This is a genomic window from Nonomuraea sp. H19 (assembly GCF_052068215.1).
GTDB lineage: Bacteria > Actinomycetota > Actinomycetes > Streptosporangiales > Streptosporangiaceae > Nonomuraea.
In genome coordinates this window covers 42,597-65,170 of record NZ_JBQHCV010000010.1, presented here as the reverse complement: position 1 = coordinate 65,170, position 22,574 = coordinate 42,597, and the positions used below count along the sequence as shown (strand labels likewise).

Sequence of the window (22,574 nt, the reverse complement as noted above, 5' to 3'; positions counted from 1 at the left end):
AGGTCCAGCTCAGGCCAGCGCAGCCTGAGCCCTGGACACCCACTCGGCGTCGTTGACCGCGTACCGCTCCGCCGGTCCTTCGTAGTCCGGCTGGGCGCGGTGGCCGACGACGAAGCCGCCGACGCTCGACTCCACGCGCCAGTCGAGGCCGAGCACGCGGGGCGCCGTGTCGGTGTCGCCGCTGTCCATCCGGCAGGCGGCCAGGCCCATGGCGGTGCTCACCAGGGACAGCGTCTGGGTCAGCGCGCCGACGTTCTTGAGCACCAGCGAATAGCTCAGCCCGTCGTACTTCCACGACACCCGGCGGAAGCGCGCGGTGATGGTGAGGAGGACGGGCGGTGTGCCCGCCAGGCTGGCCGCCACCCTGCCGGTCTCCAGCAGCTCGTCCGCGCCCGCCGGGTCGGCCGGGATGGTTTCGAGCCGGTGGCCGAAGGGATCGTAGTGGTAGACGCCGCGCGGGACGCCGGCACACCTGTCGACGGTCGCGTACAGCTCCAGCTCGTAACAGCCGCCGCTGCTCACGTACGGCCGGTCGCTGGTCGCGGTGGTCGAGCTCTCCAGCGACGAGCCGATCAGCGACCGCACCCGGGCCGTCCGGTACAGCAGCTCCCCGAGCTCCTCCGCCGTCAGCGGCTGCCCGGCGTAGTGGCGGCCGGGTTCGGTGGCCTCCACCGCGGTGGTCAGCGGCGGGTCGGCCGCGACCAGCCGGTCCCACGCGGGTCGCGGCAGCGGGATGGCGGCCTCGGCGGAGCGCGGCTTCACCACCGGCTCGACGCTCCACTGCTCGCCCAGGGGATAGGTCGCCCCGAAGTCGTGGTCGTGCCTGCCCAGCGTGGAGCGCGTGTGGAACATGAGGTCGAAGGGCGACCAGGCGACCAGGGCGGGGTCGCGGTCCTCGGCGAAGCGCATCGGCTGGAACGGATCCCCTTCCTCGGCCTGCACCGCCATCCCCGCGGCCATCAGGTAGGTGATCACCGAGTCGGGGTCCTGCTCCGCCGGGACGGCCGGCCGCATCAGCGCGCCGATCTGGGCCATGGCGTCGGCCCGGTGCAGGATGACGCGGTGCAGCGACAGCGGCGACTCGATGTAGCACTGGTTCCCGTCGGTTCTGATCAGCGCGAACTTGGACAGGCGGACCGGGTGGACCAGAGGCGTGTCGGGGAGCCGGAAGCGCGCCTGCTGGGTGAGCGGGATCACCGAGATCAGCGGCTGCTCCGGGTCCAGGCCGAAGGAGCGCACCACGAGGTGCTGCAGCCGGTCGAGGAGCGCGGCCAGCTCCCGCCTGTCGGCGTCCTCGCGGATCACGTTGTCGAGGGAGATCGGCCCCAGGCTCATCCGCCGCATCGCCTCCAGCACGGCGGGCCTCGGGCTCGGCAGGGACGTGTCCTCCCAGCGGTTGTGCACCATCACGATCCCCCGGTGCGGCACCGGCTCGACATAGACGTCCTCACGGAAGGACCACAGGGGGAAGGGCCCGCCGGGCATAGCGCTACTCCTGATTCGGGTCGAGAGCTGTTTCACAGGAACAGTGGGATGGGATTGAGATCCTCGTACGCCGTGGGCGCGGCGAGCCGGCCGAGGCGGACCGGCACGTCGTAGAGCCGGCCCGGGGCGAACCGCGCCCAGAAGTGCCGCAGGCCGGGGACGATGACCTTGACCACCGGCATGCCGATGTCGGGGCGGGTCTGGTCGAGGACGAGGACCTCCAGGCCTCGCCCGCGGGCCAGGCCGAGCAGGTGCTCGATGTCGTCGCGCAGGTCGCCGCGCGGGGTGTAGGCGTACCCTGCCAGGTCTTTCGGGGGCTGGCCGGCGTCGGGGCGGAGGTAAGGCTGGTTCGCCGTCGTGGCCGTCCGCCACCAGTGCTGGATGTGGTGTTCCGTCTGGCCGTAGCCGGTGCCGTCGGCGCGGGCGGCCACGACGGACGGCAGCAGCTGCCCCAGCTCCGTCAGGGCGCGGCGCGCGGCCACGCGCGGGTCGAAGTGGGCGCCGAAGCCCAGCATGATGTCCTCGGCAGGCTTGTCGACCCGCCGGGAGATCGCCGCCATGACCGGGATGCCCAGGTCGGAGGTGATGTCGAGGACCCAGAGCTCGCGGTTGACGCTCTGGTAGCGCTGCTGCAGGTCGGCGATCCACGGGTCGTTGAACGAGTCGAGGTCCACGGCGGGCTGACGGGTGCGGTTGTACCACCACAGCGCTACCCCGTCGCGCTCGACCAATTCGAGGAAGCCCTGGACGATCGCGTCCTCCGGGCTGGCGCCCGCGGCGTTGCCGTTGGAGTCGGCGCGCAGCGACCCGTGGCCGTTCCTGGTGAAGTAGAGCAGGTCGGTGGGGAGCAGGCGGTGCCGGTTCGCGGTGAGCGACCAGACGGGGGTCCAGTCGATGACCTCATCGTCGTCGAAGGGTTCGGGAACGCGGTGGAAGGCCATGTTCGCCTCGTTCCAGCCGTCGCGGTCGAGGAACTGCCGCCGGTCGAAGAGCTGGCAGGCGTCCGGATGCACCGCCCGGCGCGCGCCCAGGTCACGGTAGCTGGCCCGCACCGTCGGCTCGTCCCCCATCCGCGCGCCGCTGTACCGCTCCACCGCTTCGCACAGCGCGCCGACCTTGGCCTCCAGGTCGGTGCTGCCCTTGCCGCCGCTCTGCTGCCGCAGTCCCGCCCTGATCGCCGAGAGGCTGTCGTCGGTGAGGGCCAGGTTCGGCCCCGACAGATAGCAGTGCACGAAGGCCGGGCTGCGAGGGTCGCGCTGGATCTCCTCGGTGATGCCGGTGACGGGGTCGGCCAGGTGACGGTACCGGTCCCACACCTGCTCGGGGGCCAGCGCGCGATGACCGTTGCCGCCGGCGGCCGTCTTGTCCCTGGAGACGACGGCCACGGGCCGGCTCACACGCGTCGCGACCAGGCCGGAGTCGCCGCAGGCCGGGCACTGCGGGCGCCTGTCGACCCGGTGGCGCCCGCCCTCGAGGGACAGCGTGTCCAGCGTCCACACGGTGCTCTGCCTCTCGTCGCGCGACCCGGCCAGCCACTTGGCCGTCTCCAGGGCCGCGAACTGCAGGCCCAGCGCGCGGGTGAGCGGCAGCGACGCCTCCGGCGGGCTGACCAGGTCGCTCAGCGCGTTGCGCAGCCACGTCTCACCGCGCCGGTGCCCGCGCAGCCTGGTCGCCAGGCAGCACCAGCAGGGACCCGTCCCCGGCTGGAAGACCGGGCCGATCCACAGGTCGGCGCCCGTCGGCTTGGCCAGCAGCCAGCAGCGGCCGTCCGCCAGCCGGCGCGCGTTGACCCGCTCCAGTTCGGGGTCGAGATAGTCGTCGCAGAGCACCAGGGAGAAGGCCGCGGAGCCCTCGCCGACGGTGACGTCCATGGACCGCAGGGCCTCGGCCGCCTGCCCGGTGTCGACGCCGCCCAGCGCGACGAGCTCGACGGACGCCTGGGTCAGGCCCGAGATGGCCTGGTCGGCGTCCATGCGGGCCAGATCCCAGTACGCCTCGGCCGCGGCGTCGCTCGTGGGCGCGGCGGGCCGGCGGGGGCCGACCAGGTTGGCCCGCGCCAGCTTGCCGAGAAGCTGTCCCAGCTCGGCCGGCGAGAGCTCGGCGTGCTCCTGCACCTCGGCCAGGTTGCGGCTGCCGTCCAGCAGCGGGGCGAGCACCTGGATTCGCGCTCCGGAGAGGACGATCGTGCCTCGCGCGGAGGTGAGGTAGACCGCCTCTCCGGGAACAGTGGCCGCTCGCAGGTGGCGCTTGAAGCCGATCAGCGGAGGATTCGCCACGTCCACGGTGCTCACCCGGTGAAGGAGGGCAGCGCGTAACAGCCGGGAGTGGGGCGGTCGAGGTGCTCGATGACGACGAGGTCCTCGACGTGCCTGGTGGCCGGACGTCGCTCGGCCCAGGATTTCATGACGAACTCGGTGACGCGCCAGTCGGTGTAATCCAGCGTGGTTGCCATCGCTGCCCCCCTTGGGGTCCGGGTGTTCGTGCCGACGAACCATGAGTCTGGATCGCCGGCCCCGGCGGGCATAGTTTTCGCGTCACTTCTGGAGTGTGAAGAATTCACACTCGCCTCGTGGTCATATGTGTAGGCTCCCCCGCTTCGCCCGGCCTAGGCTCGCCGCGTCCATATCGAAAGATTGGGGGAGATCATGAAACAGGTCCAGATCAGCAGATCACAGAAAAACCGCACGATCCGCCTGTCGAAGAAGAAGTCGAGCTCCGGCACTGGAAATTCCCGCGACCTCGACACGCGCACTCCCAGCGGCGTCCCGCTGCCGTACTGACCGGCGGAAACCTGCTCGCCGCCCTGGTGGCCGCGGGTTTCCGATCGGGAGATGCGGCGGATTCGCCTGCGGGAGGTGATGTGGACGGGAAAACCGAGAAACTCCGGGGAGCCGGCCACGCCGCTCCCCGGCGGCTTTCACTATTCACCCTGGAAACAAGAATTCACTGGAACGCGAGAGGCAAAATGTATCACGATCTGCAGGTCAATCGACTGAGGGCCCTGGTGACAGTGGTCGATCTCGGCGGTTTCCGGCGGGCGGCGGAGGCGTTGCACGTGACCCAGCCCGCCGTCAGCCAGCAAATTCGCCAGCTCGGCAACCTCATCAAGGGCCCCATCTTCATTTCCACCGGGCGCGAGCTGCGGCTCAGTCCTCAGGGCGAGGAACTCCTCGGGTACGCCCGCCGCATCGTGGCGCTCAACGACGAGGCCGTCGACCGGTTCGTGCCGCCCGCGGGGAACGTACGGGTGTCGATCGGCATCGGGGACCAGCTCGCGGAGGCGCTGCCGGACATCCTGCGGCTGCTCACCAGGGGTATGCCGCACGCCCAGGTCAGCGTGCGGACCGGGTTGAGCGAGTCGCTGGAGAGCCAGGTGACCACCGGTCAGCTGGACCTGGCGCTGCTGCTCCAGCCGCGTTCCCCGCGGGCCTCGGCGACCGACCACGAGCTCGGCCGCATGCGCATGGACTGGTTCGGCCAGCCGGCGCACGGTGAGGGCGCGGCGCTGCCGCTGACCCTTTTCACCGAGCCGTGCACGCTGCGCAGCCGCATCCTGGAGGCGTTCGACGCCTCCGACGTGCCGTGGCGGGTCGCCTACGAGGGGTCGGAGCTGGTCGGCTTACGCGCGGCGGCCAAGGCCGGGCTGGGCGTGGCCTGTCTCATCGCCAACGGGGACGAGCTGTGGGGCCTGCCGCGAACGGTCCGGTTCTCGCTGCCGGACCCGCCCGGTCCCATCCCGGTGACCATGGCGGTCTCCACCGGCTCGGCGACGCCCGGCTTCGTCGAGATCGCCAAGAAGGCCCTCCAGAACGCCCTGCGCGGCTACCCGTTCGCCGAGTGAACGGCCGCCGATGACCGGTCCCGGGCGGGACCTCGTTCCACGCCGCGGGACCCGTACGACGAAGTGCCCCGGATCCGCGGGGCGCGTGATCTTGAGCGAAGGAGAGACCCGTTGAGCAGACTGCGCTGGCTGACCGCCGGAGAATCGCATGGCCCGGCCCTGGTGGCGACGCTGGAAGGGCTCCCCGCCGGGGTGCCCGTCACCACCGGGATGGTGGCGAGAGCGCTTGCCCGCAGAAGGCTCGGCCACGGCCGGGGCGCCCGGATGACATTCGAGAAGGACGAGGTGACCTTCCTCGGCGGCGTCCGGCACGGGCTGACCCTGGGCTCGCCGGTGGCCATCATGGTGGGCAACACCGAGTGGGTGAAATGGGCACAGGTCATGGCGGCCGACCCGGTGGCCGCGCACACGTTGAACGGGCTGGCCCGCAACGCCCCGCTGACCCGCCCCCGCCCGGGTCACGCCGATCTGGCAGGCATGCAGAAGTATGGATTCACCGAGGCCAGACCCGTGCTGGAAAGAGCCAGCGCGCGTGAGACGGCCGCCCGCGTGGCGCTCGGAGCCGTGGCCCGCTCCTATCTCATGGAGACGGCCGGCATCGAGATCGTCTCCCATGTCGTGGAACTGTCCACCGTGAGAGCCCCCGACGGCCGCCTGCCCGTCCCAAGGGACGCCGGGAGGCTGGACGCGGATCCGGTGCGCTGCCTGGACGCGGACACGAGCGAGGCGATGGTCGCCGAGATCGACAGGGCGCGCAAGGACGGTGACACGCTGGGTGGCGTGGTCGAGGTCCTGGCCTACGGCGTCCCCGTCGGGCTCGGCTCCCACGTGCACTGGGACCGGCGCCTCGACGCCCGGCTGGCCGCCGCGCTCATGGGCATCCAGGCGATCAAGGGCGTCGCCCTGGGTGACGGGTTCGGCCTGGCCAGGGTGCCGGGCTCGCGGGCGCACGACGAGATCGTGCCGACTCCCGAGGGCGTCCGGCGTACGTCGGGGCGCGCCGGCGGCACCGAGGGCGGCCTGAGCACGGGCGAGCCGCTGCGGGTGCGGGCGGCGATGAAGCCGATCGCGACCGTGCCCAGGGCGCTGGCCACCGTGGACGTCACCACCGGCGGCCCGGCCCAGGCCCACCACCAGCGCTCGGACGTGTGCGCGGTGCCGGCCGCCGGGATCGTGGCCGAGGCCATGGTGGCGCTGGTGCTGGCGGACGCGGTGGCGGAGAAGTTCGGCGGCGACTCGGTGGCCGAGACCCGCCGCAACGTCCAGGGCTATCTGGCCCACCTGCCCATTTCGTGACGGCCGCGCCATGACAGGCGAAAGCCGGGACCCGTCGCGCAGGTCCCGGCTCGTGAGCGGGTCAGCCGCGGATGACGCCCGCGGCCCTGGTGGAGCCGTCGTGCGGGTCGATCAGCAGGCAGGCGCCGGTCGTGCGCGACTCGGCGTACGGATCGGCCGCCAGCGGCGCCGCGGTACGCAGCAGGACCTCCCCGATCTCGTTCACCGCCAGCAGGTCCGCCGCCGGGTCGCAGGTCAGGTCGCCCAGCCGAGGGCAGGGCGAGATGTCCTCGACGACGGCCTGGACCGTACGGGTGCCGTGCTTGACCAGCACCCGCTCGCCGCGCGCCAGTGCCCGCTCGTGCAGGTGGAACACGGTGGTGTTGAGCTCGCACGTCAGCTCGGGAGCCGCGTTGGCGGCGACGATCAGGTCGCCCCGCGACACGTCGAGGTCGGCGTCGAGGGCGATCGAGACCGACTGCGGCGCCCATGCCACGGGCGCCGGCCTGCCGAGCACGTCGATGCCGGCCACGGTGGCGCTGCGCCCGCTCGGCAGCACGGTGATCCGCTCGCCGGCGCGCAGCACGCCGCCAGCGATCTGGCCGGCGTAGGCGCGCTGACCGCCGGCCCTGATGACGTACTGGACGGGCAGGCGCAGCGGGGCGCGTGCCGGATCGGCGCCCGCGGGCACCGTCTCCAGCAGCTCCAGGATGGTCGGGCCGCCGTACCAGTCCATGTTCGGCGAGGGTATGGCGACGTTGTCGCCGGTGAGCGCGGAGACGGGGATCGCGGTGACCTCGTCGATGCCGAGCCCGGCGGCGAGCGCGGTGAACTCCTCCGCGATGGCCGCGAACGCGTCCTCGGAGAAGCCGGCGAGGTCCATCTTGTTCACCGCGAGGACGACGTGCGGGACCCGGAGCAGGCCGGCCACGGCGGCGTGCCGCCTGGTCTGCGCGCTGATGCCCTTGCGGACGTCCACGAGCAGCAGCACCAGCTCCGCGCTGGACGCGCCGGTGACCATGTTGCGGGTGTACTGGACGTGACCGGGGGTGTCGGCCAGGATGAACCGCCTGCGCGGCGTGGCGAAGTAGCGGTAGGCCACGTCGATGGTGATGCCCTGCTCGCGCTCGGCGCGCAGGCCGTCGGTGAGCAGCGCGAGCGCGGCGCCCTCGTGGCCCTGGCGGCGCGAGGCCGCCTCGAGGGCCTCTAATTGGTCGGCGAGCACCGTCTTGGTGTCGTACAACAACCGCCCGACCAGCGTGGACTTCCCGTCGTCCACCGAGCCCGCGGTGGCGAAGCGGAGCAGCGTGGTCTCCGTCGGGGTCGTCTCCATTGGGGTGGCCTCCATCAGAAATACCCCTCCCGTTTGCGGTCTTCCATGGCCGCCTCGGATGCCCGGTCGTCGGCGCGGGTGGCGCCCCGCTCGGTCAGCCGGGACGCGGTGATCTCGGCGATGACCTCCGCGACGGTGGTGGCGGCCGAGTCGACGGCGCCGGTGCAGGACATGTCGCCGACCGTGCGATAGCGGACGAGCCGCTCCCGCACCGTCTCGCCCGGCCTGGGGCCGCCCCACGGTCCTGGGGCCAGCCACATGCCGCGACGCTGGAACACCTCGCGCCGGTGCGCGTAGTAGATCGACGGCAGCGCGACGTCCTCCCTGGCGATGTACTGCCAGACGTCGAGTTCGGTCCAGTTCGACAGCGGGAACACCCGGACGTGCTCACCGGGGATGTGCCGGCCGTTATAGAGGTTCCACAGCTCGGGCCGCTGCCGCCGCGGGTCCCACATGCCGAACTCGTCGCGTGGCGAGAACACCCGCTCCTTGGCCCGCGCCTTCTCCTCGTCTCTGCGGCCGCCGCCGAAGACCGCGTCGAAGGGCCCGGCCGCGATGGCGTCCAGCAGCGGCACGGTCTGCAGCTGGTTGCGCGAGCCGCCCGGCGTCTCGGCCAGGTCGCCGCGGTCGATGTAGTCCTGGACGGCGGCCACGCGCAGGCGCAGCCCGTGCTCGGCGACGATCCGGTCCCGGTAGCGGATGACCTCGGGGAAGTTGTGCCCGGTGTCCACGTGCAGCAGCGGGAAGGGCAGCGGCGCGGGCGCGAACGCCTTCAGCGCCAGGTGCAGCATGACGGCCGAGTCCTTGCCGCCGGAGAACAGCAGGACGGGCCGTTCGAACTCGCCCGCGGTCTCCCTGATGATGTGGACGGCCTCCGCCTCCAGCGTGTCCAGGTGGGACAGCAGGTGGAGACCTTCGGTAGTGATCGTCACGGTGTCGTCCTCTCTCGTTCGTTGACCCAGCTCGTGACCGCCCTGGCCAGCACCGCCCGGGCCTTTCTGAACTCCGCCGCCTCCAGCCGCTCGCCGGGAGTGTGGTCGAGCGCGGCGTCGCCGGGGCCGTAGGCGACCATGGGGACGTCCTGCCAGGTCGTGGCGAGGGTGTTCATGTCGCTGCTGCCCTTCTTCGCCAGGAACCGCGGCGCCGTGTCCATCTCGCGAAAGGCTCGCGAGAACGCTTTCACCAGTGCGTTCGTCCTGGGTGTGATCACCCCCGGAGTCGCCCTGAGCACCTCCACGCCGACCGCCTCGGTGACCTGTCGCACCAGTGTGACCAGGTTCTCGACAGGCGTTTCCTGCGGCACGCGTACATCGAAGACGGCCTCCCCTTGCTGCAGATGTCCGGCGTTGACCGCGTGGATGCCGAGGACGGCCATCATCGCGTTCGGCGAGGTCGCCGCGATCTCGTCGCGGAGCCGGCTCAGCACGTGCACCATGCGGTCGGCGGCGGTGACGACGCCGTGGCCCGCGGTGTGGCCGACCGGCTCGGCCACGCTCAGGCGCACCTTGAGCAGGCCGTAGTAGCCGATGGTCAGCGCCTCGGCGCCGCTCGGCTCGCCGATGATGACGGCGTCGGCCGGATAGTGGTCCCTGACGAAGAACGCGCCGCGCGCGGTGTTCTCCTCCTCGACCGCGCCGATGACGCGGACCTGCGCGTGGCTGGGCACGTCCATCTCGGCCAGCGTCTCCAGGAACGCCACCAGGCTGCCTTTGGCGTCCACGCAGCCGCGGCCCGACAGGGTGTCGCCGTCCCAGTGCACCGGCCAGCGGTGCGGGACGGTGTCGAGGTGGCCGAGCATGAGCAGCCGCTCCGGGCCCGAGCCGCGGGTGGCCACCAGGTTGCCGACCTCGTCGATCTCGGCGTGGATGCCGTGCTCCGTGCACCAGTCCACCAGGAACTCCCCCAGCTCCCGCTCGTCGAACGAGATCGAGGAGATCTCCACGACCCGTGAGAGCAGCGACAGGTCGGCGGCGGGCGCGGGTGCGCGCCAGAACCGGGTGCCGGAGGCGGGGGACAGGATGTGCGGGCCGGTGATCGCGACGTCCGCGGTGCCGTTCAGCGCGATCTCGGCGGCCCGCACCTTCTGGCGCATGCGGCCCCGCGCGTACGCCTGGCCCTCGCCGCGGGTGGCGTGCTCGATCCCGCTGGCCGGGTCCTCCGGGTCGGTGAGCAGGCCCGCCGTGCCGGTGACCAGGCGCAGGTGGTCGGCGTCCAGGGCGTTGGCCAGCTCCGCGGCCAGCACGTCGGCGTCCACGTTGAGCGCCGCGCCGCCCGCGGCGTCGGCGACCGGCGGCGACAGGCACACGACGTCGAACACCTCGAGCAGCTGGTTGAGGCAGTCGACGTCCACCGCGCACACCGTGCCCGCGCGGTGGTCGCGGACCACGCACACCCGGCCGTCCAGCTCGGCCCGTACCGGCGGGTTCGCCAGGGCGGAGACCAGGGCCCCGGTTTGCGCGACCGCGGTGAACACGCCGAGGCCGCGCTCGGCGAGCGCGTTCCGCACGCGGGGCAGGGTCACCTGCTCGTAGGCGGCGACGATGTGCGGGATCTCCTGCGGCGGGCAGTAGCGCACCTCACCGCCGCCGCGCATGCGCATCGTCCGGACGGGCCGGCCGATGTCCGCGTAGTGCCGGGCGATCCCGGCCGCGCCGCCCGCCACGAGCAGCAGCCTGGCGCCGCGGGCGCGCAGGCCGGCCACCTCGTCGAAGACGCCCTCGTGGGCGAGGCTGGCGCTTCCGATCTTGATGACGTACAGGGCCGCCTTGCGGGTGCTGGCGACGTGTCCGAGCACGGACATCTTCGGCTCCTCTTCAACTGATGCCACGGGTGTTGCCTCCGTCGGCGAGCAGCACCGTTCCGGTGATGTACGAGGCCTGCTCGCTGGCGAGGAAGGCGGCCAGCGCGCCGAAATCCGCTACGTTCCCGACCCGGCCGAGCGGGATGCGCTCGGCCACGCGGGCCAGCTCCGTCTCCACGTCCGCGCCGAACTGCACGTCGAGGATGGGCGTACGGTGAAAGCCCGGCGCCAGGACGTTGACCGTGACGCCGCTCGCCCCGAGCGCGTGCACCAGGCCCTTCATGTAGCCGAGCAGCCCGAGCCGGGCGACCGACGACAGCCCGCTCTCCGGGTGCGGCTGGCGTACGGACTCCGAGGCGATCATCAGGATCCGGCCCCAGCCGCCGTGCCTGAGAATGGGCAGGGCCGCGAGCGTGAGGCTGATGTGCGGCAGCAGGTTCGCGTCCACGGCCGCGCGGTAGTCGGCGACGTCGAAGGCGTCCACCGGGCCGAACGGCACGCCGCCGGTGTTGGTGACGAGAATGTCGATCCCGCCGAAGGTGTTGGCCGTCCTGTCCACCCAGCACGCCGCGGACCGCTCGTCGCGCAGGTCCACGGGGATGCTGAGCACGTCCCCCTGGCCCATCGCGTTGACCTCGACGTGGGCCTGGGCCAGCTTGTCCGGGTCGCGCCCGCAGATGGACAGGGTCGCGCCCTCGGCCGCCAGCGCCTTGGCCACGGCCAGGCCGAGCCCGCTGCTGGAGGCGGCCACGAGCGCGATGCGGTCCTTCAGTCCCAGATCCATGACCCGGCCTCCTTGATCGGCAGGAGCGGGTAGCCGTAGCGGGTCAGCAGCGGCAGGGCCGGGCCGGTCGCCGCGGCGATCTCCCGCACGGTCAGCCCGGCCCGCCAGCGCTCGTCCGCGCGGATCACGGCCTCGCCCTTGGACAGGCGGTCCGGGTTGCCGGTCACGGTGTGGTTGCGGCCGAGCGCCACCCGGCCTGTCTCGTCGACCGGCGCCTCGCCGTCGAGACCCGCGAAGCGCATGACCGCGCCGACCACCCGTCGCGGGTCGCGGCACAGGTCCTCGTGCCTGACCCGCAGGTAGCGGCCGGGGTGGGCGCGGCCGATCAGCTCGGACGCGATGTTGAACGCGGTCCAGTAGCCGCTGCTGCGGGCCGGGCTCATCGGGTCGATGTAGTCCTTGGCCCGCTTGTAGGAGTACGCGGTCGGGCGCGGGTCGCGGACCACGTGCAGCACGCGTACGTCGAGATCGGTCCGGCCCAGCAGCGCGGCCGCCTCGGCCGGGTATTTCGAGCCGTCCACGACCAGCCGGTCGCCGCCCAGCCCGGCGAGCTTGCGGTAGATCGCCGCGGTCCGCCCGACGGTCGCGTCGAGCCCGGGCGCGCGTTCGGCCGTCCCGCGCGACTCGGCCAGCCGGGCGCGGGTGTGCCGGGTACGCAGCAGCGCCCGCTGCGCGCGCACCATCCGCCGCGCCGTCTCGTGCCGGCCGTCGCCGCCCGCGGCGATCACCCGCGACCAGAGGCCGCACGCGGTCACGGCGCTGCCGCATCCGCAGGTGGAGTTCGTCCCGGCGCCCAGCACGCCGTTGCGCCACAGGTAGTGCAGCTCGCCGGCGTGCAGGACGCCGGGCAGCTCGCCCAGGACGTTGCCCAGCAGGGTGCTGCCGCAGCGCATCCAGCCGGTGATGTAGAGGACTCGGGGATCAGCCATGGTCACTGCCCCACGACAGCGTCATGAGGTGCTGGGGCAGCCGCACGGCCAGCCCCACCCGGGTGGTGGCGCGGACCATGGCGCCGTCCAGCGTGATGTCCGCCACGCCGGGGATCAGCAGCGTCGCCGCGGCGCTGAAGTCGCCGAGCAGCAGCCGGTCGCGCGGCATCATGCGGGTCCTCGACACCTTGATGCCGGCCGTGGCCAGCCGGGAGAGCGCGCCGAGGCGGACCAGCTCCCAGTAGACGGCCGGGTGCGCCACGATGCCGTCGCAGGAGCCGCCGGTCTCCTCGACCAGCGCGGCGGCCCCGGTGACGGCCTCTTCGAGGCTCTGGTCGGTGCTGGTGTGCCGGATGCCCGGCTGCGCGAGGAGCCCGGTGATCGCGCCGTCGGCGGTGCCGTGCAGCAGCGACTCGTTCTCCACGACCGAGAGCCGGACCAGCACCCGGAAGTCGATGTAGTGCGCGAGCAGGGCCGGGTTGTCGAGGAGGCCGCCGGGGAGCGGCCCAGGGAGCGGCCCAGGGAGCGGCCCAGGGAGCGGCATCGTGACGCTCAGGTCGGTCAGGCGTGCCTGGGCCAGCCGGGGCGCGAACGCCGCCTCGGGAGTGGCCGCGTACGACGTCCCGGCCGCGCCGAGCTCGCCCGCCGGCGGCTCGTACACGAAGGTGTACGGCTCGTCGGCCACGTCCGCGGTTCTCAGCAGGTGCCGCACCGTGTACCGGGGCCGGGTGGCGAACAGCGGGAACGCCGCCGGCAGGTGGCTGCGGAAAGGCACCGACGTGGCCCCTTCGGCGACGGCCGAGGAGAACAGTTCGCCCGGGGTGGCCTCGGTTCCGAGTCCGGGAGTCGTCAGCATGGGAACTCGCTTTCCACGGGAAATGGGTGATTACCAGGTGAGCGTAAGCGGCGAAGTCAATATTTTTACCCCCCTGACCAGTAGCTCTGCTTATGCTGTAATCGCCGCTCGATTATTGACGTTCGCATATAAGCGGCCATTTTCACTGTGAGCAGCAGTATTTGTTGGAGTTTTCGCGAGCAGCCGGGTTACCGTCGCCAGTGAAATGCAATGCACCTATTTCGGAAGGGGCAGCCACATGCAGAAGGTGATGGAAGCGACGGCGGAGTGCCCGGAGTGCGCGGCTTCGGTCCCCATCGAGGCGGACGCGCGGTCGGGCGAGATCATCGAGTGCCTGGACTGCCGGAGCGAGCTGGAGATCGCCTCGGTCGAACCCCCGGCGCTCACCCTCGCTCCCGAGGTCGAGGAAGACTGGGGCGAGTAACGATGCCGGCGCCACGCCTTTCCGTCCTCGCGTCGCGGGTCAGATTCGAGGAAAAAGCGATCATGTCCGCGCTCGAACGGCGCGGCGTCTCCTACGACTATCTCGACTCGCGCTCGCTGTTCGTCGCGGGAAATCCCGCGAAAGCGGATTGGGCCGGGAAGCTCGTACTCAATCGTGAAGTCGGGCACTTCAGGGCGCTGTATGCGGCGAGCGCCCTGGAGTCGGCGGGGGCCACCGTGGTCAACTCCTCCCGCGCCACGCAGGTGAGCGGCGACAAGTGGCACACGTCGGCGGCCCTGCTCGGCGCGGGACTGCCGACTCCCCGGACGGTCCTGGCGCTCACGCCGCAGTCGGCGCTGGCCGCGCTGGACAAGCTCGGCTACCCGGCCGTCATCAAACCGCTGGTCGGCTCCTGGGGCCGGCTGGTCACCAGGGTCGCCGACCGCGAGACCTCCACGGCCGTGCTCGAACACGTCGAGGCCCTGCCCTCCCCGCAGGCGCACGTGATCTACCTGCAGGAGCAGGTGGCCAAGGCCGACCGCGACATCCGCGTGCTCGTCGTGGGCGGCCGGGCGCTCGGCGGCACTTACCGCCGCAGCACCGAATGGCGCACCAACGTGGCCAGAGGAGCGGTGAGCGAGCGGCTGCCGCTCAGCGCCGAGCACGCCGATCTCGCGGTCGCCGCGGCGGCCTCGGTCGGCGCCGACATCGCGGGCGTGGACCTCATCGAGGACGGCGACGGAGTGCTCACCGTGCTCGAGGTCAACGACCGCGTGGAGTTCAGAGGTTTCCAGGAAGCGCACGGTTCCCATACCGACGTGGCCGACGCCATCGCGGCCCACCTCATCGCGAGGACTGAATGAACGGCAACTCTCACTCTGAAGGCGGAATGAACGGTCTTTATGATCGCAAGTTGCGCGTCGCGGTCGTCGGAGCGGCCGGCTACATCGGCGGCGAGCTGCTGCGGCTGCTCATCTCCCACCCGGGCGTCGAGGTGGCCGCGGCCACGTCACGCAGCCTGTGCGGACGCCCGATCGACGGGGTTCACCCGAATCTCCGCGGCTTCACCAGGCTGGCCTTCTGCTCCGAAGACCAGCTCGACCACTACGACGCGCTGTTCCTGGCGACGCCGCACCGCGAGACGATGCGCCAGATGCCGCAGTTCATCGAACTGGCGGACACGGTCATCGACCTGTCGGGCGACTTCCGGCTGCGCGACCCCCAGGTGTACGAGGACTACTACGGCGTGCCGCACGAGGCGCCCGACCTCATCGACACCTTCGTGCCGGGCCTGGCCGAGCTGCACAGGAAGCGGCTGCGTACGGCCAGCCGGATCAGCGTGCCCGGCTGCATGGCGACGGCCGGGATCCTGGGCCTCGTACCCCTCGCCGAGGCGGGGTTGATCGGGGGCGCGCTGACCGTGGACGCCAAGACCGGCTCCAGCGGCGCAGGCGCGAAGGCCGGGCCCGAGAACCTGCACGCGGAGCGGAGCGGCGCCCTCAGGGTGTTCGCCCCCACCCGGCACCGGCACGAGGCCGAGATCGCCCAGGCCACCGGCCTGCCCGTCAGCATGACCGCGACGGGAGTCGAGGCGGTGCGGGGCGTCCAGCTCCTGTGCAAGGCGCCGCTCGCGCCCGGCGTGGACGAGAGGGCCATCCGGTCCGCCTACCGCGTCCGCTACGGGGACGAGCCGTTCATCCGGGTCGTCGCCCACCGGCGCGGCCTGCACCGATTCCCCGACGCCAAGATCCTGTCCGGCTCCAACTTCTGCGACGTGGGCTTCGCCCTGGAACAGGGCGCGACCCACGTCACGGTGATCTCGGCCCTGGACAACCTGGTGAAGGGCGGCGCGGGAAACGCCGTCCAGTGCATGAACGTCCGGTACGGCATGCCGGAGGCGCTCGGACTCGAATTCAGCGGCCTGCACCCGAACTGATCCAAGGAGTTGGCTTCATGACCATCGTCTCCACCACGCCGGGCACGCTCCCCCTGAGCGAGACGACCGCCCGCGTCAGGGAGCACATCGTCGGGATGTGCGCGGGCCCGGAAGGCGGGCACGCGGGCGGCTCGCTGTCGCTCGTCGAGATCCTGGCCACGCTGTACTTCCGCGTCATGCGCGTCGATCCAGGCTTCCCCGGGGCGCCCGACCGTGACGTGCTGCTGCTGAGCAAGGGCCACGGCGGCCTCGCCCTGTACGCGACGCTCTGCGAGGCCGGCTTCTTCCCCGAGGAGTGGCTGGCCGAGTACGCGAAGCCGGGCAGCCACTTCATGGCGCACCCCCACCCGGAGATCCCCGGCGTGGAGATGCCGACCGGCTCGCTCGGCCACGGCCTGGCGCTGGGCATCGGCTTCGCGCTGGCCTTCCGGCTCGACGGCGCCGACCGCCGCTGCTTCGTCGTCATGGGCGACGGCGAGCTGCAGGAGGGCTCGGTGTGGGAGGCGGCCGCGGTGGCCGCCAACCACCGGCTGGACAACCTGGTCGCCGTCGTGGACCGCAACCGGCTGCAGATCACCGGCGACACCGAGTCGGTCGGCGGCAGTGAGCCGCTGGCCGAGCGGTGGCGGGCCTTCGGCTGGCAGGTACGCGAGGCCGACGGCCACGACGTGGACGAGCTGACCGCGGCGCTCGGCACTCCACCGGCGCCCGGGCGGCCCACCCTGGTCATCGCGCACACCGTGAAGGGCAAGGGCCTGCCGTTCGTGGAGGGCCAGGTACGCAGCCACTACGCCCGCCTGAACGAGCGGCAGCACCAGCGGGCGCTGGCCGCGCTCCGCTCCGGGAGGGAACGCGCATGAGCGAGACGACCCGCGCTTCGCGGGAGGTCTATCGCGACCTGGTGGCCGAGCTGCTGCCCGGCGACGAGCGGCTGGTCTGCCTGGACTCCGACACCGGGCTGTTCGGCGGCGTCGACTTCGGCGCCGCCCGCGACCGGTACGTCAACCTCGGCATCGCCGAGCACACGATGATGGGCACGGCCGCCGGCCTGGCCAAGGAGGGGCGCCGGCCGCTGGTCAACACCATGGCCGCGTTCGCCGCCTCGCGGGCGGTCGAGGCCGTCAAGATCGATATCGCGATGAACGGCCTGCCCGTCCTCATCGCGGCCACCCACTCCGGGGTGTCGGCCGGGCATCTCGGCCCCACGCACCACGCGCTGGAGGACCTGGCCGTCATGCGGACGCTGCCGAACATGACCGTCGTGGCGCCCGGCGACGCCGCCACCACCGAGGCCCTGTTCCGCCAGGCGCTCGCGGCGCCCGGTCCGGTGTACTTCCGGCTCGGCCGGGGCCCCACCCCGGACCTGCCGCAGGGCCCGCCGGTACGGCTCGGCCGGGCGCAGGTGCTGCGCCGCGGCCTGGACGTCACGATCGCGGCCTGCGGCCCGTACCCGGTGCTGGCCGCGCTCGAGGCCGCGGCCCTGCTCGGGCGGGACGGCATCCGGGCGAGCGTGCTCCACGTGCACACGGTCAAGCCGCTGGACGTGGCCACCCTGGCGGCCTGGGCGAGCGCGACCGGCGTGGTGATCACGGTGGAGGAGCACTGGGCCGCCGCCGGGTTCGGCGCCGCGGTGGCCGAGTCCCTGTCCGAGCTCATGCCGATCCGGGTGCACCGCGTGGCGCTGCCGGACGCGTTCGTCTCGGTCGCGGGCGACCAGCGTCACCTCCTCCGCCGGGCCGGCGTCACGGCCGCGGCGGTCGTCGAGCGGGCCAGGTCGGCCCTCGGACAGAAGGACGTGTGATGACCGCGACGAGCATCGAGACCGGAGAGCTCTTCCGCGCGGCCGGGTGGTGGCGCGAGGAGACCATCCTCGACGACCTGCGCCGCGCCGTCGCCGCCCATCCGGCCAAGCCCGCCCTGGTCTGCCACCAGGGCGGCGAGGCCGTGACCGTGACCTACGCCGAGCTGGCCGCGCTGACCGACCGCCTGGCGGGCAACCTGCTGCGGCTCGGCGTGCGGCGCGGCGACGTGGTGAGCCTGCAGCTGCCGAACTCCTGGCAGCTCATCGTCTCGATCCTGGCCTGCGCCAGGATCGGCGCGGTGGCCGGGCCGATCGTGCCGATCATGCGCAGGCGCGAGGTCGAGTTCATGACCCGGCTGACCGGCAGTCCCGTCTACATCGCGGCGGCCGAGTTCCGCGGCTTCTCCTACGCGGAGATGAGCGCGGAGGTCGCCGCCGCCGTCCCGACGCTGCGCCACCGGGTGCTGGTCGGCGGCGGTCCCGGGGCCCTCGACTTCTACCGCGACCTGCTGGCGCACGAGCCGCCCGCGGCCGACCTGGACGTTCTGGAGGCCGGACCGGACGATCCCGCCCAGCTCATCTTCACCTCCGGCACGACCGGCGAGCCCAAAGGCGTCGTGCACAGCCACAACACCCTGTACGCCATGAACCGCGCCCAGGCGGACGTGCTCGGCCTGAGCGCCGGCGAGGTGACCGCGATGGGCTCGCCCACCACGCACCAGGCCGGCTACACGTGGAACTTCGTCATGCCGCTGCTGCTGGGCGCGACCGCGGTCCAGGTCGACGCCTGGGACCCGGCGCGGATGCTGGACATCCTGCAGGAGCGGGCGGTCACGTTCTTCATGGGCGCGCCCACGTTCCTGTCCGACCTCATCGAGGCCCAGCGCGCCGCCCCCCGGGACCTGAGCGCGCTCAGGACGTTCGCCACCGGCAGCGCGCCGATCGCGCCGAGCCTCGTGGAGGACGCCGACGAGGTCCTCGGCTGCCGGGTCTACGCGCTGTGGGGCATGTCGGAGAACGGCTGCGTCACCATCACCCGCCCCGAGGACCCGCCGCTGCGCGCCGCCGAGAGCGACGGCACGGTCGTGCCCGGGATGGAGGTCCGGATCACGGACCGCCAGGGCCGTCCCGTGCCGCCGGGAGAGCCGGGCCTGCTGCAGGTGCGCGGCGCGTCCCAATGCCTCGGCTACTACCGCCGCCCGGAGGTGTACGCGGCGTCGGTGACCGCGGACGGCTGGTTCGACACCGGCGACCTCGCCCGCGACGACGGCCACGGCGGCATCCGGATCACCGGCCGGGTCAAGGACATCGTCATGCGCGGCGCGGAGAACATCCCCGTCGTCGAGGTCGAGGGCGCCCTGCTGCGGCACCCCGCGATCAGGGACGTGGCCGTCGTGGGCTATCCGGACGAGCGGCTGGGCGAGCGCGCCTGCGCCGTCATCGTGGCCGCCGGCGTCCCGCCGACGCTCGACGACCTGCGGGTCCACCTGGCCGGGCTCGGCATGGCCAAACACTACTGGCCGGAGCGGCTGGAGCTCGTGCCGTCCCTGCCCCGCACCCCATCAGGAAAGATCCAGAAATTCGCCCTCCGTGACGCGCTGAGGAACTGACGTGGACTTCGATTTCACCCCAGAGCAGAAGGCTCTCGCCAAGCAGGTCAGGCAGTTCGCGGCCGACCGGGTCGCGCCCTACCGGCGCGAGAGCGACGTACGCGGCTCCTACCGCCCGGACCTGCTCGCCGACCTGGCCGCCGAGGGCCTGTTCGCGCTGCGCCTGCCCGAGGCGTACGGCGGGCAGGACCTGGACGCGATCAGCGCCGGCATCGTGCTGGAGGAGCTGGCCGCGGCCGACCTGTCCGTGTGCTTCCCGGTGCTCAACGCCGCGCTCGTGGGCGGGGTCCTGGCCGCGAACGGCACGCCCGAGCAACTCGCCGAGTGGCTGCCGCCGATCGCCCGCGGTGAGGCCGTGCTCGCGCTCGGCCTCACCGAGCCGGGGCACGGCACCGACGCCGCCGCGATCGAGACGCGGGCGGTGCCCGACGGCGACGGGTGGATCCTGACCGGCGAGAAGACGTCGATCATGTCCACCGCGTACGCCACGCACGCGCTGCTCTTCGCCCGCACCGGCGAGCCGGGTCCGTACGGGATCACGGCCTTCTACGTCGCTCTCGACGGCGTCGAGCGGGAACGCCTGCATGACCTCGGCTGCCGGTCGGGCGGTCGCGGGCGGATGACCCTGGACGGCCTGCGTGTGGGCCCCGAGCACGTGGTCGGCGGTGTCGGCCGCGGCTTCGCCCAGGTCATGCGCGGGTTCGGGGTGTCCAGGGCGCTCATCGCGCTGATGGCCATCGCCGTCGGCAGGGCCGCGCTCGACGAGGCCATCGCCCACGCGCGCACCAGAGAGGCGTTCGGCCAGGCCATCGGGCGCTTCCAGGCGGTCTCGTTCCCGCTGGTGGAGCACGTGACGCTGCTGCACGCGGCGCGGCTGGTGGCCTTCGAGGCACTGTGGCGGGCCGACGCGGGCCTGGATCCGCGGGAGGCGGCCAACATGGCCAAGTGGTGGGCGCCGAAGGCCGCGGTCGAGGCCGCGCACCAGGCGCTGCTGACCCTCGGCCACCTCGGCTGGTCGGAGGACGGGCCGGTGGCGCAGCGCCTGCGCGACGTCATCGGGCTCCAGCTCGCCGACGGCACCGCCGCCGCGACCAAGCTGGTGGTGGCCCGGCGCCTGCTCGGCAGGGAGCACGCGCCGTGACCTCAGGCGGGCTTCTTCGACTCCCGGTAGACGCGCATCTTGGAGCGCGTGCCGCAGACCTCCATCGAGCACCAGCGGCCGGTGCGGTTGCGCGAGCGGTCGTAGAAGGCCCACTCGCACTGGTGCGCGTGGCAGGCCTTGAGCCGCTGCCAGGAACCGTCGATCGCGGCCTCGGACACGACGGCGAGGATCGTCGCGAACGCTCCGCGCACGTCGCCCTGCGCCGAGCCGAGGCGGAGGGCGCCGCTCTCGTCGAAGCCCACCACGAGCGGGCAGCCGCGGGCGATGTGCTCGACGGCGGCGCGGGCCGACGGTTCGGGGTCGCCGCCGTTGTGCTCCCGCAGGAGGGCGCGCAGGGCCTCCCTCAGGGTCACCGCGTCCCGCCGGTCGAGCTCGCCCGGCTCCAGCCCGGCGAAGCCGTTGCGATCCAGCCAGGTGGCGAACCCCTCGGTGGCGGCGAAGTAGTCCGGCCCGAACTCGACATTGAGGCTGTTGACGAAGGACTGCACGAGCGCGAGCCGGCCAGGCGCCATCGCCCTGTTTCCGGGTTGTCCCTTCATGCCGCCGATATTACCGGCGAAACCGTTTCGCCGGTAGGGCCGACATCGCGGCGTCACCCAACGCATCCGTCGAGCAGGAGCGGCGGCCCGGCCGCTCTCAGGGAGGAGGCGCGGCATCCGGACCGGCGGATCACTCAAGTTCCCCAGTAGATCCCGCGGCTAGGGCGAGCTCCGTCCTATCCGCCGGCAAGCGTGCTCTTATCCAGGAAGGAAAGGACAATGTCGGAAACCTCAGCGACCGTACGGCGGCGCCCGCCGCTCGGCCTGCTCTGCACGGCTCAGTTCATGCTCACACTGGACTTCGCGATCGTGAACGTGGCCCTGCCGTCGATGCAGGGCGAGCTCGGCTTCACCGACGCCGCGCTGCAGTGGGTGGTGGGCGCGTACGCACTGTTCTACGGCGGGTTCCTGCTGCTCGGCGGGCGGCTCGGCGACCTGTTCGGACGCAAGCGCATGTTCGTCGGCGGCCTGGTGGTCTTCACCGCCGCCTCGCTGGTGGGCGGCTTCGCCACGGAGCCCGTCCTGCTCGTGGTGGCGCGCGCCCTGCAGGGCCTGTCGGCGGCGGCGGTCTCGCCCACGGTGCTGGCGCTGATCGCGTCCGGCTTCACCGAGGCCAAGGAACGCGCGAAGGCCATGGGCATCTTCGGCGCGGTCGCGTCGGCCGGCTTCACCGGCGGCGTGCTGTTCGGCGGCATCCTCACCGAGTACCTCGGGTGGCGCGCGGTCATGTGGGTCAACGTGCCGGTCGGCATCCTGCTGGTCGCCCGCGCGCTCAAGCGCCTGGACGCCGACCACGGCGCGACCCAGCGCGGGCGCGTGGACCTGCCCGGCGCGACGCTGGTCACGGCCGGCATGTGCGCGATCATCTACGGGCTGACCGTCGCCGCGGACGAGGGCTGGGGCTCGGCCGGCGTCGTGTGGCCGCTGGTCGCGGGGGGCGTGCTGCTCATCGCGTTCCTGTGGCTGCAGGCCCGGATCGCCGCTCCGCTCGTGCCCCTGTCCATCTTCGCCAACCGCGCGGTGACGGCGGGCAACGCGATCGCGTTCCTGTCCGGCGGTGTGATGTCGATCTCGACGTTCTTCATGAGCGTCTACATGCAGCAGGTGCTCGGCTACTCGGCCATCCAAACCGGGCTCGCGTTCTTCCCGCAGGCTTTCGTGGTCGTGCTGGCCAGCAAGAACGTGGCGCAGATGACCGGCACGCGCGGCGCGCGTCCCGTGCTCATCGGCGGCGCGGTGCTGCTGACGGCGGGCTCCCTGCTGCTCACGGGGCTCCCGGTGGACGGCTCGTTCTGGGCCCACATCCTGCCCGGTGGCGTGCTGCAGGGCGTGGGCGTCACGGTCATGATGATCAGCACCGCGGTGGCCGCGACCTATGGCGTGGCGGGGCCGCGCATGGGTCTCGCGTCCGGGCTCTACACCTCCAGCCGGCAGCTCGGCGTCGGCCTGTGGCTGGCGGTCGGCGTCACCGCCTCCGGCCTTGCCGGAAGCGCCGGGATCCAGGCGTTCCACACCGCGTTCTGGCTGGCCGCCGGGTTGTCGGCGCTGATCGCCGTCCTGTCCTTCTTCGTGCCTGCCACGAAGAAGGCGGCGGTCCCCGCCGCCGCTCCCGAGCCGGTGTCCGCCAAGTGACCACCTGACCCACCCGAGCCGGTCCGCAAGGGCCGGCCCGGCGAACCACCCCCCGCAAAAGGGCCCGTCCTTCATGGACGGGCCCTTTTTTCTTGCGCGCGTGGTTACCAGTGTTTTCGCTTTTCCGGTTGAGAAGTATTCCTAATGACTGGGTCATTGTCCGGGGC

21 protein-coding genes are annotated in these 22,574 nt (G+C 72.2%); 10 read left to right on the top strand and 11 right to left on the bottom strand.

Translation table 11 applies throughout. From position 1 onward, the window contains the following. Positions 1 to 9: 9 nt before the first annotated feature. The 4 genes from ACTMTI_RS23020 to ACTMTI_RS23005 all read right to left on the bottom strand — a co-directional run bounded on the left by ACTMTI_RS23020 (position 10) and on the right by ACTMTI_RS23005 (position 4,384). The gene (locus tag ACTMTI_RS23020; RefSeq protein WP_441122541.1) at positions 10 to 1,485 is read right to left on the bottom strand and encodes a SagB/ThcOx family dehydrogenase; all 1,476 of its coding nucleotides are present in this window, start codon (positions 1,483 to 1,485) and stop codon (positions 10 to 12) included. 32 nt (positions 1,486 to 1,517) lie between these two features. Beyond that, positions 1,518 to 3,776 (bottom strand): TOMM precursor leader peptide-binding protein, encoded by a 2,259-nt coding sequence (locus tag ACTMTI_RS23015; RefSeq protein WP_441122540.1) that lies wholly within the window; start codon positions 3,774 to 3,776, stop codon positions 1,518 to 1,520. Then, positions 3,773 to 3,937: a hypothetical protein gene (locus ACTMTI_RS23010; protein WP_441122539.1), complete on the bottom strand. Its 165-nt coding sequence runs from the start codon at positions 3,935 to 3,937 to the stop codon at positions 3,773 to 3,775. Before ACTMTI_RS23010 ends, ACTMTI_RS23015 begins: the two co-directional genes overlap by 4 nt. Positions 3,938 to 4,090: 153 nt before the next feature. Continuing rightward, entirely contained in the window at positions 4,091 to 4,384 is a 294-nt protein-coding gene (locus ACTMTI_RS23005) for a hypothetical protein (protein WP_441122538.1), read from the bottom strand. Positions 4,385 to 4,450: 66 nt separating this feature from the next. Between ACTMTI_RS23005 and ACTMTI_RS23000 the strand changes: the two genes are divergently transcribed. Continuing rightward, positions 4,451 to 5,326 (top strand): LysR substrate-binding domain-containing protein, encoded by an 876-nt coding sequence (locus ACTMTI_RS23000; RefSeq protein WP_441122537.1) that lies wholly within the window; start codon positions 4,451 to 4,453, stop codon positions 5,324 to 5,326. A gap of 120 nt (positions 5,327 to 5,446) precedes the next feature. Next, positions 5,447 to 6,622 carry a chorismate synthase gene (gene aroC / locus ACTMTI_RS22995; RefSeq protein WP_441122818.1) on the top strand — a complete coding sequence of 392 codons (1,176 nt, stop codon included), beginning with the start codon at positions 5,447 to 5,449 and terminating at the stop codon, positions 6,620 to 6,622. Positions 6,623 to 6,683: 61 nt separating this feature from the next. On the opposite strand, the gene ACTMTI_RS22990 is transcribed toward aroC, so the two are convergent. From ACTMTI_RS22990 to ACTMTI_RS22965, 6 genes are read right to left on the bottom strand one after another with little or no spacing between them, the layout of a single operon-like run. Further along, complete coding sequence (locus tag ACTMTI_RS22990; RefSeq protein WP_441122536.1) at positions 6,684 to 7,934, bottom strand: sulfate adenylyltransferase subunit 1; 1,251 nt, start codon at positions 7,932 to 7,934, stop codon at positions 6,684 to 6,686. A 14-nt stretch (positions 7,935 to 7,948) separates the two neighbouring features. Further along, the gene (cysD, locus tag ACTMTI_RS22985) at positions 7,949 to 8,866 is read right to left on the bottom strand and encodes a sulfate adenylyltransferase subunit CysD (RefSeq protein ID WP_441122535.1); all 918 of its coding nucleotides are present in this window, start codon (positions 8,864 to 8,866) and stop codon (positions 7,949 to 7,951) included. Continuing rightward, positions 8,863 to 10,734, bottom strand: coding sequence for a M20/M25/M40 family metallo-hydrolase (locus ACTMTI_RS22980; RefSeq protein ID WP_441122534.1), 1,872 nt, complete (start codon positions 10,732 to 10,734; stop codon positions 8,863 to 8,865). Before ACTMTI_RS22980 ends, cysD begins: the two co-directional genes overlap by 4 nt. A 13-nt stretch (positions 10,735 to 10,747) precedes the next feature. Further along, complete coding sequence (locus ACTMTI_RS22975; protein WP_441122533.1) at positions 10,748 to 11,518, bottom strand: SDR family NAD(P)-dependent oxidoreductase; 771 nt, start codon at positions 11,516 to 11,518, stop codon at positions 10,748 to 10,750. Next, entirely contained in the window at positions 11,503 to 12,447 is a 945-nt protein-coding gene (locus ACTMTI_RS22970; protein WP_441122532.1) for a sulfotransferase, read from the bottom strand. The genes ACTMTI_RS22975 and ACTMTI_RS22970 overlap by 16 nt, the downstream gene beginning before the upstream one ends. Then, positions 12,440 to 13,303, bottom strand: coding sequence for a family 3 encapsulin nanocompartment shell protein (locus ACTMTI_RS22965; RefSeq protein WP_441122531.1), 864 nt, complete (start codon positions 13,301 to 13,303; stop codon positions 12,440 to 12,442). The genes ACTMTI_RS22970 and ACTMTI_RS22965 overlap by 8 nt, the downstream gene beginning before the upstream one ends. 238 nt (positions 13,304 to 13,541) lie before the next feature. Here ACTMTI_RS22965 and ACTMTI_RS22960 point away from each other — a divergent pair, with 238 nt between their 5' ends. The 7 genes from ACTMTI_RS22960 to ACTMTI_RS22930 are packed head-to-tail and all read left to right on the top strand — an operon-like array spanning position 13,542 to position 20,215. Next, positions 13,542 to 13,727 (top strand): lysine biosynthesis protein LysW, encoded by a 186-nt coding sequence (locus ACTMTI_RS22960; protein WP_441122530.1) that lies wholly within the window; start codon positions 13,542 to 13,544, stop codon positions 13,725 to 13,727. Between the two features lie 2 nt (positions 13,728 to 13,729). Then, a complete protein-coding gene (locus ACTMTI_RS22955) occupies positions 13,730 to 14,590 on the top strand; it encodes a RimK family alpha-L-glutamate ligase (protein ID WP_441122529.1) in 861 nt (286 codons plus the stop codon). A gap of 50 nt (positions 14,591 to 14,640) precedes the next feature. Further along, positions 14,641 to 15,663, top strand: a complete 1,023-nt coding sequence (gene argC, locus ACTMTI_RS22950) for an N-acetyl-gamma-glutamyl-phosphate reductase (protein WP_441122528.1) — start codon at positions 14,641 to 14,643, stop codon at positions 15,661 to 15,663. Between the two features lie 17 nt (positions 15,664 to 15,680). Beyond that, positions 15,681 to 16,523 carry a transketolase gene (locus ACTMTI_RS22945; RefSeq protein ID WP_441122527.1) on the top strand — a complete coding sequence of 281 codons (843 nt, stop codon included), beginning with the start codon at positions 15,681 to 15,683 and terminating at the stop codon, positions 16,521 to 16,523. Next, on the top strand, positions 16,520 to 17,464 hold the full coding sequence (locus ACTMTI_RS22940) for a transketolase family protein (RefSeq protein ID WP_441122526.1): 945 nt from the start codon (positions 16,520 to 16,522) through the stop codon (positions 17,462 to 17,464). Before ACTMTI_RS22945 ends, ACTMTI_RS22940 begins: the two co-directional genes overlap by 4 nt. After that, positions 17,464 to 19,074: an AMP-binding protein gene (locus ACTMTI_RS22935; protein ID WP_441122525.1), complete on the top strand. Its 1,611-nt coding sequence runs from the start codon at positions 17,464 to 17,466 to the stop codon at positions 19,072 to 19,074. Before ACTMTI_RS22940 ends, ACTMTI_RS22935 begins: the two co-directional genes overlap by 1 nt. 1 nt (position 19,075) lies before the next feature. Beyond that, entirely contained in the window at positions 19,076 to 20,215 is a 1,140-nt protein-coding gene (locus tag ACTMTI_RS22930) for an acyl-CoA dehydrogenase family protein (protein ID WP_441122524.1), read from the top strand. Between the two features lie 2 nt (positions 20,216 to 20,217). Here ACTMTI_RS22930 and ACTMTI_RS22925 read toward each other — a convergent pair whose 3' ends face one another. Continuing rightward, complete coding sequence (locus ACTMTI_RS22925) at positions 20,218 to 20,775, bottom strand: CGNR zinc finger domain-containing protein (RefSeq protein ID WP_441122523.1); 558 nt, start codon at positions 20,773 to 20,775, stop codon at positions 20,218 to 20,220. A gap of 219 nt (positions 20,776 to 20,994) precedes the next feature. Between ACTMTI_RS22925 and ACTMTI_RS22920 the strand changes: the two genes are divergently transcribed. Beyond that, the gene (locus ACTMTI_RS22920) at positions 20,995 to 22,407 is read left to right on the top strand and encodes an MFS transporter (protein WP_441122522.1); all 1,413 of its coding nucleotides are present in this window, start codon (positions 20,995 to 20,997) and stop codon (positions 22,405 to 22,407) included. Positions 22,408 to 22,574: the final 167 nt, after the last annotated feature.

Bases quoted from the DNA above. Each gene is read 5' to 3' on its own strand.
- ACTMTI_RS22955 (WP_441122529.1), top strand. From the start codon at position 13,730: ATGCCGGCGCCACGCCTTTCCGTCCTCGCGTCGCGGGTCAGATTCGAG.
- ACTMTI_RS22960 (WP_441122530.1), top strand. From the start codon at position 13,542: ATGCAGAAGGTGATGGAAGCGACGGCGGAGTGCCCGGAGTGCGCGGCT.
- ACTMTI_RS22980 (WP_441122534.1), bottom strand. From the start codon at position 10,734: ATGTCCGTGCTCGGACACGTCGCCAGCACCCGCAAGGCGGCCCTGTAC.
- ACTMTI_RS22940 (WP_441122526.1), top strand. From the start codon at position 16,520: ATGAGCGAGACGACCCGCGCTTCGCGGGAGGTCTATCGCGACCTGGTG.
- ACTMTI_RS22970 (WP_441122532.1), bottom strand. From the start codon at position 12,447: ATGGCTGATCCCCGAGTCCTCTACATCACCGGCTGGATGCGCTGCGGC.
- ACTMTI_RS23000 (WP_441122537.1), top strand. From the start codon at position 4,451: ATGTATCACGATCTGCAGGTCAATCGACTGAGGGCCCTGGTGACAGTG.
- ACTMTI_RS22965 (WP_441122531.1), bottom strand. From the start codon at position 13,303: ATGCTGACGACTCCCGGACTCGGAACCGAGGCCACCCCGGGCGAACTG.
- ACTMTI_RS22935 (WP_441122525.1), top strand. From the start codon at position 17,464: ATGACCGCGACGAGCATCGAGACCGGAGAGCTCTTCCGCGCGGCCGGG.
- ACTMTI_RS22990 (WP_441122536.1), bottom strand. From the start codon at position 7,934: ATGGAGACGACCCCGACGGAGACCACGCTGCTCCGCTTCGCCACCGCG.
- ACTMTI_RS22945 (WP_441122527.1), top strand. From the start codon at position 15,681: ATGACCATCGTCTCCACCACGCCGGGCACGCTCCCCCTGAGCGAGACG.
- ACTMTI_RS22920 (WP_441122522.1), top strand. From the start codon at position 20,995: ATGTCGGAAACCTCAGCGACCGTACGGCGGCGCCCGCCGCTCGGCCTG.
- ACTMTI_RS23020 (WP_441122541.1), bottom strand. From the start codon at position 1,485: ATGCCCGGCGGGCCCTTCCCCCTGTGGTCCTTCCGTGAGGACGTCTAT.
- ACTMTI_RS23010 (WP_441122539.1), bottom strand. From the start codon at position 3,937: ATGGCAACCACGCTGGATTACACCGACTGGCGCGTCACCGAGTTCGTC.
- ACTMTI_RS22925 (WP_441122523.1), bottom strand. From the start codon at position 20,775: ATGAAGGGACAACCCGGAAACAGGGCGATGGCGCCTGGCCGGCTCGCG.
- ACTMTI_RS22975 (WP_441122533.1), bottom strand. From the start codon at position 11,518: ATGGATCTGGGACTGAAGGACCGCATCGCGCTCGTGGCCGCCTCCAGC.